Raw genomic sequence first — 18,757 nt, 5'->3', positions numbered from 1 at the left:
CCGCCCGGCGGAGGGGCCGGGCGGCGGCGGGGCGGGCTCTCAGGAACCGGGCGGGGCTCTCAAGGGATCGGCGGTCGCTCAGAGACGGCCGTTCAGAGGCGGGCGCCGCTCAGAGGAGCGTCTTGAGGAAGCGGCGGGTGCGGTCGTCGTCCCGGACGTACTCGGCGGCGACGAAGTCGGTGACCCCGGCCTCGGCGAGCGCGGCGAGCTGCGCCGCGACCTCGTCCTCGTTTCCGACGATCGCCACGTCGGCCGGGCCCGCGGCCCCCTCGCGGTCGAGCATCGCCCGGTAGGAGGGCAGGTCACCGTAACCGGCGAACACCTCCCCTGCGCGGGTCCTGGCGGCCTCGGCGTCGTCGGTGACGCAGACCGGCAGGGCGCACACGATCCTCGGCGCGGGCCGCCCGGCGGCCCGCGCCGCCTCGGTCACCGCGGGCGCCACGTGCCCGGCGACGGTCTTGGGGCCGGTCATCCACAGTACGGTGCCGTCGGCCTTCTCCCCCGCGAGACTGAGCATGCGGGGCGCCAGCGCGGCGATGAGGACGGGCATGTCCCCCGCGCCCGGGGTGGACAGCTGCACGTGCGCCCTGAGCGTCTCGCCGTCGAAGTCCGCCCGCTCACCCCGGACCAGGGGCAGCAGGACCGACAGGTACTCGCGCATGTGGCGGGCGGGCCTGTCGAAGCCGTAGCCGTACATGTCCTCGATCACGATCCGGTGCGACAGCCCGATGCCGAGGGCCAGACGCCCGTCCAGGGCGGCGTTGACGGTGAGCGCCTGCTGGGCGAGCGCCGCGGGGTGGCGGGGGTAGCTGGGCACGACCGCGGTGCCGAGCTCGATGCCGGGCACCGCGCTCCCGGCGACGGCCAGGGCGGTCAGCGCGTCGAGGCCGAAGATGTTGGAGATCCATGCCGAGGAGAAGCCGTCGTCGGCGCCACGGGCGATCCGGTCTCTCAGCTTGCCCAGCGCGGCCGGCCCCTTGGGCTCGGTGATGAACAGTCCGACTCGCATCGTTACCGAACTCCGTTCTGGTGGGTCCGGCCAGTCTAGAACGATGTTCGCCCGCCGGTCCCGTCGCTCGACATCGTCACCAGCCGCGCGCCGGGATCGCCGGTCGGCCGCCTCCTATCCATCGGCCCGGGTCACCCATTCCAGCGCCCGGGCCAGGTGTTCGCGGAAGGCCGGCTCGGCGTACGACTCGATCGTGTGGCCGAGAGCGGTGTAGAAGGACCGGCCGCCGAGCCGCTCGTGGCACCAGGCGACGGGGTGGTCGGCGCCCATGGCTCCGCCCTCGTAGGTCGGCTCGTCCACCCGCAGCAGCACGCGCGCGTCGGGGCGGGAGCGGAAGTCGTACCACTCGTCGACGCGCGTCCAGGCGGCCGGCAGGTGGGCCGTGGCCGGGTGGTCCCGGTCGCAGACCGTTATCGTGGCGGGCTGCACCTCCGGGTGCCGGTCGAACCACGCGCCGACCAGGTCGCCGTAGAACGGCCACCCGTACTCGGTCGCCGCCGCGGAGTGCACGCCGAGGAAGCCGCCGCCGCCCCGCACGTACGCCTCGAGGGCGGCCCGGCCGGCGTCGGTGAGCACCTCGCCGTTGGTGTTCATGAACACGACCGCGGCGAAGCCGGCGAGACCGTCCGGGGTGAAGACGCCGGGGTCCTCGGTGGCCTCCGTCCCGGCGTTGAGCCGCCGGATCGCCTCCACCCCGGCGGGGATGGAGTCGTGCCGGAACCCGGTCGTGCGGGAGAAGACCAGAACCCGGCTCACGCGACGCCCTCCCTCTTCCCCCGGCCGCATCGTCAGAAGTACCTCGGCGCGAGGTCCGTCGTCGGCCACGTCTTCACGCCGGAGGCGGCCTTGCCCAGGATCGGGTCGATCGAGTCGAAGTCCGGGGTGCCCTCCTCCTCCCGGCGGTTGAAGATCGCGCAGTAGCTGACGCCGTTCTGGATCCTCGCCAGGAAGGCGAACGTGCCGGGCATGGAACCGTTGTGCCAGGTGTTGAGCCCGCCCTCGTTGTTGTTGCGGACGTACCAGCCGAAGCCGTACCACGAGCCGCCTGAGTTCACGCCCGTCTCGGGCTTGGCGAACACCCGGGAGATCGACGTCGAGTTCAGCACCGGCCCGGCGGCGTCGAAGGCGAACCCCCACTTGACCATGTCGACGGCCGAGGCGAGCCAGCCGCCGTTGGCGTCCTGGTTCGGCATGTTGAAGCCGCCGTAGGGGTACGGCACGACCGTGCCCGAGTCGTTGAGGACGGTCTTGTTGGTGTACTTCGAGGTGTAGGGCACCTCGATGGAGGCGGCCTCCGACGCGAGGCTGCCGCCCAGCATCGGCCGGGTGATCCCGAGGGGCGCCAGGAGCTTCTGCCTGACGTACGACTCGTAGCTCATGCCGGAGACCTTCTCGATGATCCGGCCGAGCAGCATGTACCCGTAGTTGCTGTAGACGTGCTTGGAACCGGGGTCGAAGTCGAGCTTCCTGGCGGTCGTCCACTTCATGATGTCGGCGTGGTCGATCGGCAGCGGCACGTCGAGCGACGCGGAGATCGCGTGGTCCGCCCAGAGCGGGTCCGGCGACGCGCCGCGGTCCCAGCCGCCGGTGTGCTGCAGCAGCCGCCAGACGGTGACCTTCGCCAGGCGCGGGTCGGCCGTGGTGGACAGTCCCAGCAGGGACGCCACCGACGCCCCGAGGTTCAGCTTGCCGTCCTGGGCCAGCCGGGCGATCGCGGCCCCCGTGACGTTCTTGCTCAGGCTGGCGACCCGGAAGAGGGAGGTGGGCTGCACCTTCCGCAGGGTCCCCGACCGTCCGTAGACGCCGTAGCCGCGGGCGAGGAGGATCTTCCCCTTGCGGGCGACCGCGAGCTGGGCGCACCCGATGTCGCGTTCCGCGATGTAGGTCTTCATCGCGTTGTCGAACCCGGCGAGCGCGCTCGGCACGACGCCCGTGGTGATGGTCGCGGCCTCGGCGGGCCGGGCGCCGAGCGCGAGCGCGGGCACGACCCCCGCGCCCGCCTGGAGAAGCCGCCGCCGGCTGATCGTCGTCACTTTGCCCCCCGTGTACGGAAAACTTCGAGGGTCTTTACTATCACGGCCCGGACCTGCGGTGATCTCCGCCGACGTGTGGAACGTTCCGCGCGGACGGGGTCGTGGAAGGAGCCGGAACCCCCGCGGGGCACGGAATTCTCTCCGGAAGGCGGCACCGGGGCCGCTGCGCCCGGCCGGAAACGGGAGCATCATTGCCGCATGGCCGAACCGGTGCCGTCAGGAGCCCGCTCTCCCGTCCTCCGCTCCGTCCCCTCCGTCTCCCGCGCCGCGCGGGGACCCGGACGGCCGGACCTCCGTACGGCCGGCGGATCAGGAAAGGGCCGCCGGTGAACCTGGCCGAGGACGTGCGGTTCGGGGTGCTCGGGCCCATCCGGGCCGAGGTGGGCGGCCGGCCGGCGGCGCTGGGCGGATCCCGCCAGCGGGCCGTGCTGGCGCTGCTGCTGATCGCGCGGGGCAGGAGCGTCCCGGCGGAGCGGATCCTGTCCGAGGCGTGGGAGGGCTCCCCGCCGCCCTCCGTCACGACGCTCCACGGATACGTCGCCGGCCTGCGCAGGACGCTGGAACCGGAGCGGGCTCCCGGCGCCCCGGCCCGGCTGCTGGTGCGCGAGGGGCCTGGATACGCCCTGCGCGCCGCCCCGGACGCGGTCGACGCCGAGCGCTTCACGGAGCTGGCCGCCCGCGGCCGGCACGCGCTGGAGGACGGCGAGCCGGAAGAGGCCGCCGACCTCCTGGGACAGGCGCTCGCACTCTGGCGGGGCCCGGCCTACGCCGACTTCGACGGGGCGGCGTTCGCGACGCCGGACGCGACCCGGCTGGAGGAGCTGCGGGCCGCGGTGCGCGAGGACCGGCTCGCCGCCGTCATCGCGGCGGGGCGGCACGCCGCCGCCGTGGGCGAACTGGAGACCCTGGTCGCCGAGCAGCCGCTGCGGGAGCGCGGCTGGGAGCTGCTGGCCCTCGCCCTGTACCGGTCGGGGCGGCAGGCCGACGCCCTCGCCGCGCTGCGCAGGGTGCGCAGGCGGCTGGCGGACGAGCTGGGCATCGACCCCGGCCCCGGCCTGCGCGACCTGGAGGCGGCGGTGCTCGCCCAGGACCCGCGGCTGGCCCCGGCGCCCGAACGGCGGAACCCGCGGCCGGCCCCCGCGCCCGAGCCGCCCGGCCGCGTCCCCTCCCCCCGGACCGCGGTCCCGGCGCCGCCGCCGGGCAACCTGCCGTTCTCGCTGTCCAGCTTCGTCGGCCGCGGCGGCGACCTCGCGGCCGTCGCCGGCCTGCTGGGCGGGCACCGGCTCGTCACGCTCACCGGCCCGGGCGGTGTCGGCAAGACCCGGCTGGCCCTGGAGGTCGCCCGCGCCCGCGCCGACGCCGACGGGCCCTGGCTCGTGGAGCTGGGCGGGCTGCACGTGCCCGAGCCGCTGACCGCGGCCGAGCTGCTGACCGCGACCGTCTCCGCCGCCCTGGGCCTGCCCACCGTCTCCTCCCCCGACCGGCTCGCCGCGACGCTCGTCGAGCGCGACACGCTGCTCGTCCTGGACAACTGCGAGCATCTGCTGACCCCCGCCGCCGAGCTGGTCCACACCCTGCTGACCCGCTGCGGCGCCGTACGGATCCTGTGCACCGGCCGCGAGCCGCTGGGCATCACCGGTGAGGCGATCTACGAGGTGCCGCCCCTGCCCGCCGCCACCGAGGCCGTGGAGCTGTTCCTGCACCGCGCGACCGCCGCCCAGCCCGGCTGGACGCCCGAGCCGGGCGACCGGGAGCGGATCGCCGCCCTGTGCGAGGGGCTCGACGGCATCCCGCTGGCCGTCGAGCTCGCCGCCGCGCAGTGCCGGATGCTGTCCGTCGGCCAGATCGCCGACGCCCTGGAGGACCGCTTCACCCTGCTGGTGGGCGGCTCGGCCGACCGCCCGGACCGCCACCGGACGCTGCTGGACACGGTCGCCTGGAGCGACCAGCTGCTGGAGCCGGACGAACGCCGGCTGTTCTACCGGCTCGGCGTGTTCGCCTCCGGCTTCGACCTCGACGCGGCCGCCGCCGTCGGGGAGGTCGCCCCCGTCCTGGGGCCGCTGTCGGCGCTGGTCCGCAAGTCGCTGGTCACCGCCGTACCCGGAACGGCGCCGCGCCGTTACCGGATGCTGGAGACGCTGCGCCGGTACGCCACGGGCGCGCTCTCACCCGCCGAGCTGGGCGACGCCGAGGAGCGCCACCGCGCCTGGGTCCTGGCCAGGGCCGAGAACGCCGAACGCCACCTCCGTGGCCCGCAGGGGGCGGAGCTGCTCGACGCGCTGAGCCGCGACCAGCCGGAGTTCCGGGCCGCGTTCACGTCGGCGCTGGCGGACGGCGAGGGCGAATACGTGCTGCGGCTGGGCAGCGCGCTCTTCTGGTTCTGGTTCCGCCGGGGCCATGTCGCGGAGGGGCTGGCCTGGCTGGCGGAGGGGTTCGTCCGGGCCCCCCGGGCGGGCGCGGGCCTCCGGGCGCCGGCCCGGTTCGCCGAGGCGGCGCTGAACTACCTGGCCGGGTATCCGGGGGCGGGGCACCTGTCGGCGAGCAGGGCCGTGGAGGAGGCCCGCGAGGCCGGTGACCCGGTGACGGAGGCGGGCGCCGCCTCCTACGCCGCCTACCTGGGCCTGCTGACCGGGGTTCCGCTCGACGCCGCGTCGTCGGCCCGCGCGGCCGTCGAGATGGCCCGGGGCACCGCCCAGGTCTGGCTGGAGGCCGAGACGCTCATGGTCCAGGGCATGGTGCTGCGGGTCCTGGGGGACCTGCCGGGCGCCGACGCGGCCTTCCGGGAGGCCATCGCCGCCGCCCGCGCCAGCGGCCACGACTGGGCTGCGGACGGCGCCGCCTGGTGCGACATGAAGACCGCCTGCGACCGCGGGGACGGCCTCCGGGCCCTGGCCGTCGCGGGGGACGTGCTGGCCGCGATGGACCGCTACGGGGACATCTCCTTCTGGCTGGTGACCGTGCACAGTACGGCCCGCGCGCTGGTGCTGGCCGGGCGGGCCGAGCAGGCGGCCCTGCTGATGGGCGCGGTGCAGGCCATCGGAGCCCGGGCCGGTGTCTCCCCGGAGCTGATGGACCCGCTGGACGGGCCGCGTGAGGCCGCCGCGGTCCGCGAGGCGCTGCCGCCGGAGGAGTACGAACGTCACGCGGCCCGCGGCCGCGCGCTGTCCCGGCAGGAGGCGAGCTCCCTGCTCACCGCCCTGATCGCCGACCTGACCGGCCGCCGCCGCCCGTGACGGCGGCCGGCCGTACGGCTTCGTCCGTACGGTCCCGCGCGGGCGGCCGGGGACGTCCGTACGACCGGGCCGGGTCCTCTCCGGGGCCGCGGTCACCGACCGGGATCCTCTCCGAGGGGCGTGACCGCGGGCCGGGGTCCTCCCATCGGAGCCGCCGTCGCTGGGAAACCGCTGGGAGGTCGCTGGGCGGCCGCTGGGTGATCGCCGGGGAAGCCGTCTCCCGGTGGCCTCCCAGCGGCCGTGCGCATCCTCGTTGTCATGAGCACGGCGCCGCCCCGCGGGGCGGCCGGACGACGAGGGGTGGGACACCATGGAGGACACCGGTCACCGGCCGTCCGAGCGCGCCGGGGACAACGGACACGCCGGACGCGCGGAGCCTCCCGGACACGGCGCGCGCGGCGGACGCTCTGAACGCCCGGGACGCCCCGGGCTCTCCGGCCACGCCGTCGTCGCCGGAGCGGGGATGGGCGGGCTGCTGGCGGCCCGGGTGCTGAGCGAGACGTTCGGCCGGGTCACGGTGGTCGACCGGGACGCGCTGCCCGGCGAGGGCGTCCCGCGGCGGGGCGTGCCCCAGGGCCATCACGCGCACGGGATGCTGTCCCGGGGCTGCGAGGTGCTGGAGGAGCTGTTACCCGGGCTGACCGCGGACCTGGTCGCGGCGGGCGCCGTAGCCTGCGACCTCCAGGGCGACGTCCGCTGGTACAACGACGGCCGGCTGCTGCGTCCCGCGCCCTCGCGGCTGCGCGGGCTGTCGGTGAGCCGGCCGCGGCTCGAACGGTCCCTGCGGTCCCGGGTCGAGGCCCTCGCGGGCGTGACGATCCTCGGCGGCTGCGAGGTGGTCGAGCCGATCACCGGCGCCGGCGGCGCGGTCACCGGGGTACGGCTGCTGCGTCCCGGCCACCGGCCGCAGGACATGCCGGCGGACCTCGTGGTGAACGCCACGGGCCGGGGCAACCGGGGCGCCGAGTGGCTGCGCCGGCTGGGGTACGGGCCGGTGCCGGAGGAGCGCGTCGACTCCCGGCTGATGTACGTCTCGCGCGAGTACCGCCGCCGGCCGGGCGACTCCGACGCCGTCGCCCTCATCGTGGGGCACGGCGCGGCCGTCCCCAGGGGCGGGGTCGCGCTCAGCGCGGAGGGCGACCGCTGGCTGGTCACCCTGTACGGCATGGGCGACGACGTCCCGCCCACCGACCCGGAGGGATACCACCGGTTCGCCGCCCGGCTCCCGGTCCCCGACCTGCACGATCTGCTGCGGCGGCTGGAACCGCTCGGGGCGCCGCGGCCGATGCGCGTCCCGGTGAGCGTCCGCCGCCGGTATGAGCGGCTGGACCGCCTCCCCGAGGGCTACGTGGTGTCCGGCGACGCCCTGTGCCAGTTCAACCCCACCTACGGGCAGGGCATGACCGTGGCGGCCTGCGAGGCCGTGGCGCTGCGCGAATGCCTGGCGGACGGCGGGCTCGACGGCCTGGCCCGCCGCTTCTTCCGGCACGCCGCGCGGATCATCGACGTGCCGTGGGACATGTCGGCCGGCGGCGACCTGCGGTTCCCGTCCGTCGAGGGGCGCCGCACCGCGCGCCTGCGGCTGCTGAACGGCTACCTCGCCCGCCTCCACGTGGCCGCCGAGGCGGACCCGGTGGTCGGGAACGCCTTCCTGAGCGTCGCCAACCTGCAGGAGCCGCCGCGGCTGCTGCTGTCACCGGGCGTCCTGGCCCGGGTGCTCCGGCCGCGGCCCGGCGGCGTCCCGGCCGGGCACCGGCCCGCCGCCCGGGAGGAGATCCCGACCGGCCGCTGACGGCCCGGCGCGGCGAGATCCCGCCGACCGCCCCGGCCCGGCGAATCCCGGCGGGCCGCCCACCACCGGCCCGTCCGGGCCGGGCACCGCGCCCCCCGGTTCATCGGGCGGGAGCGGCACCTCCCCGGCCCTTCCGGGCCGGGCACCGTACCTCGCCTCCCCGGAGAGGCGGTCCCGGAAGGGACCGGAAACCCCCAGTGAGACCTCACACGAAAGGACACCACCATGATCAAGAAAATCGTGACCGGAGCCGTGCTGGCGGCCGCCGTCGTGGCGGGCGGGACGGCCGTCGCGGCCCCGGCCTCCGCGCAGACGGGCTCCGCGGCCAACGCGGTCTGGGTCGAACCCGGCGCCACCAGGTCGTTCCTCGTCATGTGCCCCTCGTACGCGCCCACGATGCTGACCGGCACGATCAGCGTCACCGCCGGCGCCGGGGTGTCGGTCACCACCAGCCTGGACACCGACTCCGACGCCTTCAGCCGCGACAGGCTCACGGTGACGGCCACCAACGGGAACGCCGTCCGCGCGTACGTCTCGGCCAAGGCGTCCTGCACGAGCTGACCCGCTCCACAGGGCCGCGGCCCGCCGCCGACGCGTCCGGCGGCGGGCCGTGGCCCTGACGGGGCGTTCCCGGTGACGTCCGGCGGACGGCGGGGGCCGTCACGCCCTCGTCGCCGGGTGCGGGGCGTCAGGAGACCGAGGCGGGGAACCGCTCCCAGACCCGGTGGGCGGCCATCAGCCCGCGCACGCCGTTGAGGACCTCCATGGCGGAGTCGCCGCGGACGACGCCCGGCGCGCCGGTGATCCCGGCGCGCTCCAGCACGGCCACGCCGGCGCCCCAGGCGCCGATCGCCTTGGCGTGCCGCCAGCACTCGTCGATCAGGAGCGTCACGCGCGGGTCCACCGCGGCGGAGCCGCCCGCGCCCGCCTTGGCGTCACGCGCGGGTACGGCGTCGGGCGCCGGCACCGGCGCGGCGGCCAGCAGCAGCGCGTCGAACTCGATCGACCGGGCGGTGGCGAAGGTCCGCTGCACGGGCATGTCCCCCACCATGCCGCCGTGCGGGGCGATCAGCAGCGGCACCATGCCGGCGGCGAACACGGCCGCGCGCAGCTCGCGCACGCCGTCGAGGTCGGCGTCGTCGTCGACGACGACGCCGACGATGCGGCCGTCGGCCGGCCACTCCCCGCCCACCTGCGAGAGCGCGGGGCTGGGCGCCGGGTCGGTGACCGGCAGCGTCGGCTTCGGCTCGGGCAGGCCCAGCCCGGTGGCGACCTCCCGGCAGAGAACCGGGTCGATGTTCGCCAGGCACTGGAGCTGGCGCTCCTTGATCGCCTGCTCGTAGCACTTGCCCAGCTCGAAGGTGTAGGCGCGGATGATGTGCTCCTTCTCCACCGGCGACATGCTCAGCCAGAACAGGCGGACCTGGCTGAAGTGGTCGTCGAAGGACACGGGGTTGGCGCGGACCTTACGCGCCTGGGCGACCCGGACCGGTGTGTCGACGAACGCGTGCTCGCCGTCGCCCGCGACGAACGGGTTGCCGCCGTCGAGGGAGTTAGGCCGGTACGGCGCGACCCCGGCGTGGACGGCGTGCTGGTGGAAGCCGTCCCGGAGCATGTCGTTGACCGGGCAGCGCGGGCGGTTGACCGGGATCTGCGCGAAGTTCGGGCCGCCCAGCCGGGTGATCTGCGTGTCGACGTAGGAGAACAGCCGCACCTGCAGCAGCGGGTCGTTGGTGACGTCGATGCCCGGCGGCAGGTGGCCGACGTGGAAGGCGACCTGCTCGACCTCGGCGAAGAAGTTCGTGGGCGTCCGGTTGAGCGTCATCCTCCCGATCGGCTGCACCGGCGCGAGCTCCTCCGGCACGATCTTGGTCGGGTCGAGCAGGTCGATGCCCTCGAAGGTCTCGTCCGGGGTGTCGGGGAACACCTGGATGCCGAGCTCCCACTCGGGGTGGGCGCCCGCCTCGATCGCGTCGTAGAGGTCGCGGCGGTGGAAGTCGGGGTCCATGCCGCCGAGCATCTGCGCCTCCTCCCAGGTCAGGGAGTGCACGCCGAGCTTGGGCTTCCAGTGGAACTTGACCAGCACCGTCTCCCCGGCGTCGTTGACCAGCCGGAAGGTGTGGACGCCGAAGCCCTCCATCATCCGGAAGGACCGCGGGATCCCGCGGTCGGACATGTTCCACATGGTGTGGTGCTGCGCCTCGGTGTGCAGGGAGACGAAGTCCCAGAACGTGTCGTGCGCGCTCTGCGCCTGCGGGATCTCCCGGTCCGGATGCGGCTTGCCGGCGTGGATGACGTCGGGGAACTTGATGCCGTCCTGGATGAAGAAGACCGGGATGTTGTTGGCGACGAGGTCGAAGGTGCCCTCGTCGGTGTAGAACTTCGTCGCGAAGCCGCGGGTGTCCCGGACGGTGTCGGCCGATCCGCGCGAGCCGAGGACGGTGGAGAACCGTACGAAGACGTCGGTCTTCCGCCCCTTCTTGAGGAAGCCGGCCCTGGTCACCGCCTCGGCGGTGCCGTATGCCTCGAACACGCCGTGGGCGCCGGCGCCCCGGGCGTGGACGACGCGCTCGGGGATGCGCTCGTGGTCGAAGTGGGTGATCTTCTCGCGCAGGTGGTGGTCCTGCAGCAGGGTCGGGCCGCGCTCGCCGGCCTTCAGCGAGTGGTCGGTGTCGCGCAGCCTCGCCCCCTGCGCGGTGGTGAGGTAGGCGCCCTGCTGACCCTTCGACGTGGTGGGCGCGCCGGTCTCCGCTCCGGTCGGCGTGACGGTCGCGGGAGCGCCCTGTTCCCTCTTCGGCGGCAGCGGGTCGCGCGGCGTCGTCGGCTCCTCGACGGCCGGCGGGGCGCTGCCCGGCGAGCCGGGGACATCCGGCGTCAGAGCGTCGGCCACCTTCTCGGCGGCGTTCTTCACGACATCCCTGACCGCTTCAGCGGGCTTGCTGGCATCCATGCGGCAGTTCCTCCCCGAGCGATAACAGCAGGTCAGCGCGCCTTACCCGCGGGTAAGCGAGTGAAACGTCCGGGCGGGGCCCCAAGCCACCCGGCCGGGGACGCCGCCGTCACCGACCCGATCATCACCTGGCGGCTCCTCCCTACAATGGCCGGGTGAATCTGGATCGGGTCGTGGGCGGCACATGCTGAGCGCGGCGGGGCTGGGCGCGGAGGAGGAAGCCGCCTACCGGCTGCTGGTCAGGACCACCGAGGTCGAGCCCGACGCCCTGGCCGAGGAACTGGGCGTGGCGGCCGAGGTCGCGCGGCAGGCGCTCGGCTCGCTGCTGGCCAAGGGGCTGGCGCGAGCCGTGCCGGGAGATCCCGGCCGGTTCACGGCGGTCGCTCCCGACGTCGCGCTCGCGGCCCGGCTGCACCGGCGGCAGGCCGAGGTCGACCGGGCGCGGCAGGCCATGGAGCAGCTCACGGGGGAGTACCTCGCACACGCGCGGCGCCGCGAGGCGGCGCAGCTCATCGAGGTGATCACCAGCCGCACGGCGCTGCGCGAGCAGCTCCGGCTGCTGCAGGACGGCGCCCGGCACGAGGTGCTCAGCCTCTGCCGGGCCGGGCACGTGGCGATGAGCTCGCAGGAGAACAGCGAGGAGCTCGCGGCGCTGCGGCGCGGCGTCGGCTACCGCGTCATCTACGAGGGGGCGTTGCTGGAGGAACCCGGCATGCTGGTCAACCTCGCCGACGGCATCACGCTGGGAGAGCAGGCTCGCGCGCTGCCCGTCCTGCCGGTGCGGATGATCATCGCGGACGGCGAGCTCGGGGTGCTCCCGCTCATCCAGCACACCGACGGCCTGACCCAGCTCACCGCCGCGCTGATCAGGCCCAGCAGCCTGCTCGACGCCCTCAAGGCCCTGTTCGAGAGCCTGTGGGAGCGGGCCACGCCGGTCAGCCTCACCAGCCCGGGCAGTCCGCTCGACGCCGACCATCTCTACCTGCTGTCGCTGCTGGTCGCGGGTGTCCCGGACAAGTCGATCGCCACCCAGCTCAAGATCTCGCAGCGCACGGTGCAGCGCAGGATCGCCTACCTGATGGAGCGGGCGGGTGCGCAGACCCGGATGCAACTGGCCTGGCACGCCGCCCGCGAGAACTGGCTCTGACCGATCAGTAGGCTCTGATCACCGTCTGCTTGACCGTGTTGCCGGCCGAGTCGGTGGCGGTGACCCGCAGCGACGGGTGCGGGCGCAGGACGATCGCGTCGTAGCGTCCGCCGCCGAGCGCGATCACCGGCTGCCCGCGCCACGTCGCGCCGTCGTCGTACGACAGCTCCAGCTTCAGGTCCTTCGCGCGAGCCCCGCTCACGCCCTCCTGATGCCGTACGGCGAAGCCCACCAGACCGGGGCGCTCCGGGCGCACGTCATAGTCGACCTGCAGCAGCGGCAGCACGCGGTCGCCCGGCTTGGAGCGGAACGTCCAGGCCGTCTCGGTCGCGGTCGCCGTGGTCCACTCCTCCGAGGTGCGCTTGGTGGACAGTTCCAGCCGGTAGGCGGCCTCCCGCGGCGACGCGGGGAACGCGCCCCAGGCGGCGTCGCGCTCGGCCACCAGCGTGCCGTCGCGGAAGAACCGGGCCGAGGCGGTGTCGTTGTCGACGCCCGCGCGGGAGACGTGCCCGGAGGAGTCCACGAACTCGGGGATGCGGATCTCCATCGTGTCGCCCTCCCGGGTGGACGGCTTGAGCCAGCCGGGGATCGCCGGGCGGACCACCGGGGCGTGCCAGCTCTCGCTGGTCCGCGCGCCGGGCCGGTAGGTGCGCGGCTGCTCGGTCATGCCGTCGAGCAGCCGGCCCATCTCGTCCCAGACGTACTGGTGGTTGACGAGGTGCTGCCAGAAGGAGCCGTTGGCGCTGACGTACTCGGTACGGCGCAGCGGGGTCTTCACGATCCGCTGGGTCTCCATCTGCTGGCCCAGCGAGTACGACTGCCAGGGACGCCAGCCGAAGCGCTGCTCCTTGGCCCAGCCGAAGCCCCCGTTGTCGGCATATGTCGTGTCAACACGCGCGGTGTTGCCGTCGTTCACCTCATGCACGATCTTGTCCGGCACGCGGCCGTCGGAGACCTGCATGACGTCGTAGAGGTAGGGCGAGTCCATCAGCCCCGTGACCTCCAGCTTGGCGTTGCCCTTCTTCATCCGCGCCAGCATCCGCTGACCGTCGTCGCCGGCGACCACCAGCGCCGGGATCGGCAGGTCGGCGCCGACCGGCCTCCAGCCACGCCCGATCGCGTCGTCGGGGGACAGCACCAGGATCACGGCGACCGCTCCCGCCTTGATCGCGGCCCCGGACGGGTCGGCCCAGTCGATGTCCTCGCTGCGGATGACCGCGGCCTTGCCCTTGGACCCGGCCGCCCCGTCGGCGAGCCGCCACATGTGCCGCCCCTCCACGCCCGGCGACCCGCCCAGGAACCCCATCGGGTACGGCTCCCCCGAGCCGGGCACGCGGGCGGTGAGCTTCGGCGCGACGAGCTGCCAGCGCGAGGCGAACTCGAACGAGCCGTCACGCACGGGCTGGGTCGGTGAGACGTTGAGGCCCTCGATGACGTCGAAGTTCATGACGCCCTGGGAGATCTTGCGCGAGCCGAACGCGCGATAGGTGAAGTAGGTGTAGATGCCCACCTGCTCGGCGGGTTCCCTGGTCTTGATGGTCACCGGGGTGGTCTTGCGGAAGTCGAGCACCACGTCCAGGTCGCGGTCGACCTTGAGCTCGGGGATGACGACCATGCCGTCACGCGGGTGCGTCCGGCCCCAGCCGCCGCCCAGGTTGAGCGACTGCGTCATGTAGGTGCCCTCGGACACCTCCACGGTCAGCCCCTCCTCGGGCAGCCAGGTGAACAGGTCGTCCTGCTGCGACGCGCCGAACATCGACAGCGTGTCGGCGCCGGTCGGCTTGCCCGCAGCGTCGATGGCGGTGAAGCGGACCTTGTGCTGCGGTCCCTTCCAGGTCAGCGCCAGCGTGGTGTGCACCTGCTCCGCGCCCGCCGTGGCGGTGACCAGCCCGCCGTACCGGCCGAAGGAGAGCCCGGCCAGGTCCACCTTGACCTTGACGTCGGCGGTGCCGCCCGCCGGGACCGTCACGGTCCTCGCGCTGAGCTCGGCCTTGTCGAGGGTGGCGGCCAGCTCCAGCGTGACCGGGGCGGCCGTGCCGTTGGCGTAGGTGATGGTGCCCTCGGCCGTGGCCGCGCCCTCGTCCTGCTGGTGCCTGCCGAGGTCGACCACGCCGGTCGCGGTCACGCCCTGACGCACCGCGCGGGCCACGTCCAGGCGGCCGGCGCCGGCGTCGTCGATCTGCTGGCCGGCGATGGGCTTGGCCGAGCCGACCAGCGCGTCCTTGATCTGCTTCGCCGTCCAGTCGGGGTGGCGCTGCTTGACGATCGCGGCGGCCCCGGCCACGTGCGGCGTGGCCATCGAGGTGCCGGACGCGGCCGTGTAACGCTCGTCGACCGGATCGCCCATGGCGGTGCCCGTGGCGCGGGCCGCGACGATGGCCACGCCGGGGGCGGTGAGGTCGGGCTTGGGCGCGTCGTCCAGGCGCGGGCCCCGGCTGGAGAACTCCGCGAGCACGTCCTTGCCGTCGACCGCGCCGACGGTCAGCGCCGAGGTCGCCGCGCCGGGAGTGCCGATGGAGTAGGCCGAGCCGTCGTTGCCCGCCGCGACCACGAACAGGGCGCCGGTGCGCTCGGTGAGGGTGTCGACGGCGACGCTGAGCGGGTCGGTGCCGTCCGTGGCGCCGCCGCCGAAGCTCATGTTGATCACCGACGCGCCTTCGGCGACGGCCCACTCCATGCCCTCGATGGCGCTGGACAGGGTGCCCGAGCCATCGTCGCCGAGCACCTTGCCGACCATCAGCTCGGCGCCGGGGGCGACGCCCTTCCTGCCGTCGCCGCCCGCGATGGTGGCGGCCACGTGGGTGCCGTGCCCGTTGCCGTCCTGGACGCTCGGCTCGTCGGTGAACACCTTGGTCTGCTTGACGCGTCCGGCCAGGTCGGGGTGGGTGGCGTCGACGCCGCTGTCCAGCACGGCGACCTTGACGCCCTTGCCGTCGAACCCGGCCTGCCACGCCTCCGGCGCGCCCACCTGCGGCACACTGTGGTCGAGCGTGGCCTTGACCTTGGCGTCCAGCCAGATCTGCGTCACGCCCTGCGACAGCGTGGCCCGCTGCTCGTCGAGCGACTTCTTCCACAGCTGACCGATCGTGCGCTTGTCGGCGGCGACGACCCGGCCGTTCACGCTCTCCAGCTCGGGCGCGGTCGCGCTCTTCGGCGCGGAGCCGTCGTAGAGGAACAGCAGCGGCAGCTTGTCCGTCTTCGCGTCGTCGTACCCCTGGGCGATCAGCCGGGTGACCGAGAACAGGCTCGGGTCCAGCCGCTTGGCCGCCAGGAAGGGGATGATGTCCTTGGGCAGGACCCGCAGCTCGCCGTTCTCCTCGGTGGTGTGGAACGCCATCCGCTCACGGCCCGGCCCCGGCTTCACCTCGACCGTGTGCCTGCCCTGTTCGGCCTGCCTGACGGTCACCACGTCCCCGGTGATCAGCGTGACCCGGTGGACGCTCCCGCCGGCGGGCTCGGCCGCGGCCGCGGGTACCGGGGGGCTCAACAGGGCGGCGGTGGTGACTCCTGCCACCGTCACATGGGCGGACCAGTGCATGGGGGTGAAACCTCTCGTAGCAACAACTAGTGAGCACGAGAGTGGGTGATGGGATGCCTGGTGCGCCAGGTGTCGCGCGTGCCGTTTGTCCGCCATGTCGCGATTGCGACACCGGGCGGATCCGCTCGCGTGTCAGCGAACCGTCGCCGGCCCTGACACCGGGCCGGTACGGCGACGCCCTCGGCTCCGGCGAGTGCCGGAGGCCGTCCGCATCCCCCGGCGGTGGCCAGGACGCCCGCGCCTCCGGCCGGTGCCGCTGAAGGGCGCCGAGGCGATGGATCACATCTTCCCGAGGGGTGACGGCGGGGCGTGGTCGCTCAGCCGGTCACGCAGAAAATCAAAGAGGCCGCTTCCCGTCTGGGAAGCGGCCTCTGAGCCGGTGGGCGATACTGGGATCGAACCAGTGACCTCTTCGGTGTGAACGAAGCGCTCTCCCGCTGAGCTAATCGCCCGCCCTGTCCGGCGCCTTGCGGTGCCGACGTGGAAAACCATACAGCACTCCCGGCGTTCTCGCGAAGCGAGCCCCAGGGGTGCCGGGCGACCACGAAGGAGCACTCCCGCGTTCTCGCGAAGCGAGCCCCGGGGGGCGCCGGGCGACCGCGAAGGCGACACGATGACCGCCCAAAGATCGGAGGATGCGTCCACCGGGGGGCTACGGTGTCATAGCATCGTCCTAGTCCGAAGAAGCACTGAACCAGCCCAGGCTGACCCCCTATGCCCGAGACGCCCCGCCGGGGAGTCGACGGTGACCAAAACGATACGCAAAACCCTTGTAAATATGGCCCTGTTGGAGATGTTTAGCCAGGTAGAGGCCCAAATGTCGCGCTGTGATGTGTGTTACAGAAGGGCCTGGAGGCGGAATCTTTCCTACAGGTTTCTTTGTTCCGTGTCATAGCTCGGGACACAGTCCGCCAGAGCAGTGAAAGCCCCGCAGAGGGGACCTACGACGAAAAAGGTTTGGCTGACGATGAACAGCTCCACCGTCTCCGCCGAGCTTGGCCTTCGGCTTGTGGTCCCCGACCGTACCACCGTCCCCCTGCTCGCCGGTCTCAGCTACACGGCCGATGACCCGTATGCGATCAGAATGGCATTCCATGTGGGAAACGACGAACCGGTCGAGTGGATCTTCGCCCGCGAGTTGCTGACCGTGGGCATCGTGCGGCGCGTCGGCGACGGCGACGTCCAGGTGTGGCCCGCGCGCGCAGACGGCGAGCGCACCCTGCACATCAGCCTCACGTCCCCGTTCGGGCAGGCCCTGTTCGAGGTGCCGCTGGCTCCGCTGACGGAGTTCCTGCACCGCACCTACGAACTCGTGCCAGCCGGCCGGGAGGCCGACTTCATGGATCTCGACGCCGAGCTCAGCAACATGCTCTGGAGCTCCTGAACCTCTTCACCCGACGCCATCCGACGCCCGCCGCGACGACGGCGGGCGCGTCGGGCCCCGCGTACGGCATGTGACGCGCGGCTTCCGTTCGGATCTCCACGCACGGCATCCGGCTTCCATAATGGGGCAAAGGCCGCCGACCTGATGGGGATCCCGTGCGATCGACCGTGGTGCTGGGACTGACCGCTCTCCTGCTCGCGGCGGGATGCGCCGCCGGCCCCGAACCCGCGGAGCACGCGCGGTCCGCGAATCCCGGGAGGTCCCCGGCCGCCTCGCCGGCTCAGACCTCTGGCGGCCCGGCCGCCGGGGACGTGACGCACAGTCCCAACGTCACCCACGTGGCCAACGTCCCGCCCGCGGCGCCGTTCGACGGCCCCCATTCCTGGGGCACCGACCTGGCCTTCCAGGGTGACCACGCGTTCGCCGGCAACTACGAAGGCTTCACCGTCTACGACATCGCGGACCCGGAAAGGCCCGCGGTGGTCAGCCGGGTGCTGTGCCCCGGCGCGCAGAACGACGTGTCGGTGCACGGGAACCTGCTGTTCCTGTCGATCGACTCCCCCCGCCGCGGACCGCGGTGCGACACCGACCCGGGCGCGACCCGGGTCGGCGAGGGGTGGGAGGGCATCCGGATCTTCGACATCACCGACAAGGCCCGTCCCGTCTTCGTCTCGGCGGTCCGCACCGAGTGCGGCTCCCACACCCATACGCTCGTGCCCGGGGACGACCCGGGGACCGTTTACCTCTACGTCTCCTCCCCCGGCCCCGAGCCGGACTCCCGGACCTGCCCGGCGCCGCACGACAGGTTCTCGGTGGTGGAGGTGCCGGTCGGGAGGCCGGCGGCGGCCAAGGTGGTCGCGCGGCCCCGGATCTCCGGCGTCGAAGACGTGGATCACCCTGCGGGCTGCCACGACATCACGGTCTACCCGGAGAAGGACCTGGCGGCGGCGGCCTGCTTCGGCGACGGGTTCCTGCTGGACATCTCCGACCGCGTCCGCCCGAAGGTGCTCCAGCGGGTGCGCGACGAGAAGAACTTCGCGCTGTGGCACTCGGCCACCTTCGACAACGCCGCCGACAAGGTGGTCTTCGGCGACGAGCTGGGCGGCGGCGCCGTCGCCACCTGCGACGCCGGCACCCCGGCGACCCGCGGCGCCGCCGCCGTGTACGACGTCGTCGGCGGCCGGAGCCTCCGGCTCCGCTCCTACTTCAAGATCCCCCGCGAGCAGCGGCCCGGGGAGAACTGCGTCGTACACAACGGATCGCTGCTGCCGGTCCCCGGCCGGGACGTCATGGTCCAGTCGTGGTACCAGGGCGGGGTGTCGATCTGGGACTTCACCGACGCGGCGCGGCCGAGGGAGATCGGTTTCTTCGAGCGCGGCCCCCTCGGCGACGGCCGGGAGGGCGGCTCGTGGTCGGCCTACTACTACAACGGCCACATCTACTCCAGCGACATGACCCGGGGCCTGGACGTGCTCCGCGTCGACGACCCGCTGACCGACCCGGCGAGGAAGGTCAGGCCGGCGGAGCTGAACGCCCAGACCCAGGTGTCATACGCGGAGTGACCGCGACCGGTCCCGGAGATGCCGCCGTACGGCCGGCGGCATCCCCGGGGCGGAGCCTCCGGCCCGCGGGCGCGTCACGGCCGGGCCGCCGGAAGCGGCCCGGCTGCGG

The 18,757-nt window shown here is 73.5% G+C and carries 11 protein-coding genes and 1 tRNA gene; 6 read left to right on the top strand and 6 right to left on the bottom strand.

Annotation, left to right across the window (positions count from 1 at the left end; genetic code table 11):
* Positions 1-109: 109 nt before the first annotated feature.
* The 3 genes from HDA43_RS30545 to HDA43_RS30535 all read right to left on the bottom strand — a co-directional run bounded on the left by HDA43_RS30545 (position 110) and on the right by HDA43_RS30535 (position 3,042).
* Positions 110-1,009 carry a TIGR03564 family F420-dependent LLM class oxidoreductase gene (locus HDA43_RS30545; protein ID WP_179827767.1) on the bottom strand — a complete coding sequence of 300 codons (900 nt, stop codon included), beginning with the start codon at positions 1,007-1,009 and terminating at the stop codon, positions 110-112.
* A 114-nt stretch (positions 1,010-1,123) separates the two neighbouring features.
* The gene (locus tag HDA43_RS30540; RefSeq protein ID WP_218912690.1) at positions 1,124-1,765 is read right to left on the bottom strand and encodes a ThuA domain-containing protein; all 642 of its coding nucleotides are present in this window, start codon (positions 1,763-1,765) and stop codon (positions 1,124-1,126) included.
* 32 nt (positions 1,766-1,797) lie between these two features.
* A complete protein-coding gene (locus HDA43_RS30535; protein ID WP_312873619.1) occupies positions 1,798-3,042 on the bottom strand; it encodes a serine hydrolase domain-containing protein in 1,245 nt (414 codons plus the stop codon).
* A 326-nt stretch (positions 3,043-3,368) separates the two neighbouring features.
* On the opposite strand from HDA43_RS30535, the gene HDA43_RS30530 reads away from it, so the two are divergent.
* The 3 genes from HDA43_RS30530 to HDA43_RS30520 all read left to right on the top strand — a co-directional run bounded on the left by HDA43_RS30530 (position 3,369) and on the right by HDA43_RS30520 (position 8,628).
* Entirely contained in the window at positions 3,369-6,275 is a 2,907-nt protein-coding gene (locus HDA43_RS30530) for an AfsR/SARP family transcriptional regulator (protein WP_179827765.1), read from the top strand.
* 463 nt (positions 6,276-6,738) lie between these two features.
* Complete coding sequence (locus HDA43_RS30525; protein ID WP_179827764.1) at positions 6,739-8,067, top strand: NAD(P)/FAD-dependent oxidoreductase; 1,329 nt, start codon at positions 6,739-6,741, stop codon at positions 8,065-8,067.
* Between the two features lie 225 nt (positions 8,068-8,292).
* Entirely contained in the window at positions 8,293-8,628 is a 336-nt protein-coding gene (locus HDA43_RS30520; protein ID WP_179827763.1) for a hypothetical protein, read from the top strand.
* 127 nt (positions 8,629-8,755) lie between these two features.
* Here HDA43_RS30520 and HDA43_RS30515 read toward each other — a convergent pair whose 3' ends face one another.
* A complete protein-coding gene (locus HDA43_RS30515; RefSeq protein WP_179827762.1) occupies positions 8,756-11,017 on the bottom strand; it encodes a catalase in 2,262 nt (753 codons plus the stop codon).
* Positions 11,018-11,201: 184 nt separating this feature from the next.
* Between HDA43_RS30515 and HDA43_RS30510 the strand changes: the two genes are divergently transcribed.
* Positions 11,202-12,164, top strand: a complete 963-nt coding sequence (locus tag HDA43_RS30510; RefSeq protein ID WP_179827761.1) for a helix-turn-helix domain-containing protein — start codon at positions 11,202-11,204, stop codon at positions 12,162-12,164.
* A 4-nt stretch (positions 12,165-12,168) separates the two neighbouring features.
* Here the strand turns inward: HDA43_RS30510 and HDA43_RS30505 are convergent, their stop codons facing one another.
* Positions 12,169-15,702, bottom strand: a complete 3,534-nt coding sequence (locus HDA43_RS30505; protein ID WP_179827760.1) for a S8 family serine peptidase — start codon at positions 15,700-15,702, stop codon at positions 12,169-12,171.
* A 380-nt stretch (positions 15,703-16,082) separates the two neighbouring features.
* Positions 16,083-16,154, bottom strand: a tRNA-Val gene (locus tag HDA43_RS30500).
* 515 nt (positions 16,155-16,669) lie between these two features.
* Here HDA43_RS30500 and HDA43_RS30495 point away from each other — a divergent pair.
* Both HDA43_RS30495 and HDA43_RS30490 read left to right on the top strand, forming a co-directional pair.
* Entirely contained in the window at positions 16,670-17,086 is a 417-nt protein-coding gene (locus HDA43_RS30495; RefSeq protein ID WP_179827758.1) for an SsgA family sporulation/cell division regulator, read from the top strand.
* A 155-nt stretch (positions 17,087-17,241) separates the two neighbouring features.
* Positions 17,242-18,648, top strand: a complete 1,407-nt coding sequence (locus tag HDA43_RS30490; RefSeq protein WP_312873618.1) for an LVIVD repeat-containing protein — start codon at positions 17,242-17,244, stop codon at positions 18,646-18,648.
* The last annotated feature ends 109 nt before the right edge of the window (positions 18,649-18,757 follow it).

The sequence above is a fragment of the Streptosporangium sandarakinum genome (assembly GCF_013409935.1).
Lineage (GTDB): Bacteria > Actinomycetota > Actinomycetes > Streptosporangiales > Streptosporangiaceae > Streptosporangium > Streptosporangium nondiastaticum.
Note: the sequence above shows the minus strand (reverse complement) of the source record. Positions and strands in the feature narration are given on the sequence as shown.

Bases quoted from the DNA above. Each gene is read 5' to 3' on its own strand.
- HDA43_RS30520 (WP_179827763.1), top strand. From the start codon at position 8,293: ATGATCAAGAAAATCGTGACCGGAGCCGTGCTGGCGGCCGCCGTCGTG.
- HDA43_RS30515 (WP_179827762.1), bottom strand. From the start codon at position 11,017: ATGGATGCCAGCAAGCCCGCTGAAGCGGTCAGGGATGTCGTGAAGAAC.
- HDA43_RS30525 (WP_179827764.1), top strand. From the start codon at position 6,739: ATGGGCGGGCTGCTGGCGGCCCGGGTGCTGAGCGAGACGTTCGGCCGG.
- HDA43_RS30495 (WP_179827758.1), top strand. From the start codon at position 16,670: ATGAACAGCTCCACCGTCTCCGCCGAGCTTGGCCTTCGGCTTGTGGTC.
- HDA43_RS30510 (WP_179827761.1), top strand. From the start codon at position 11,202: ATGCTGAGCGCGGCGGGGCTGGGCGCGGAGGAGGAAGCCGCCTACCGG.
- HDA43_RS30545 (WP_179827767.1), bottom strand. From the start codon at position 1,009: ATGCGAGTCGGACTGTTCATCACCGAGCCCAAGGGGCCGGCCGCGCTG.
- HDA43_RS30505 (WP_179827760.1), bottom strand. From the start codon at position 15,702: ATGCACTGGTCCGCCCATGTGACGGTGGCAGGAGTCACCACCGCCGCC.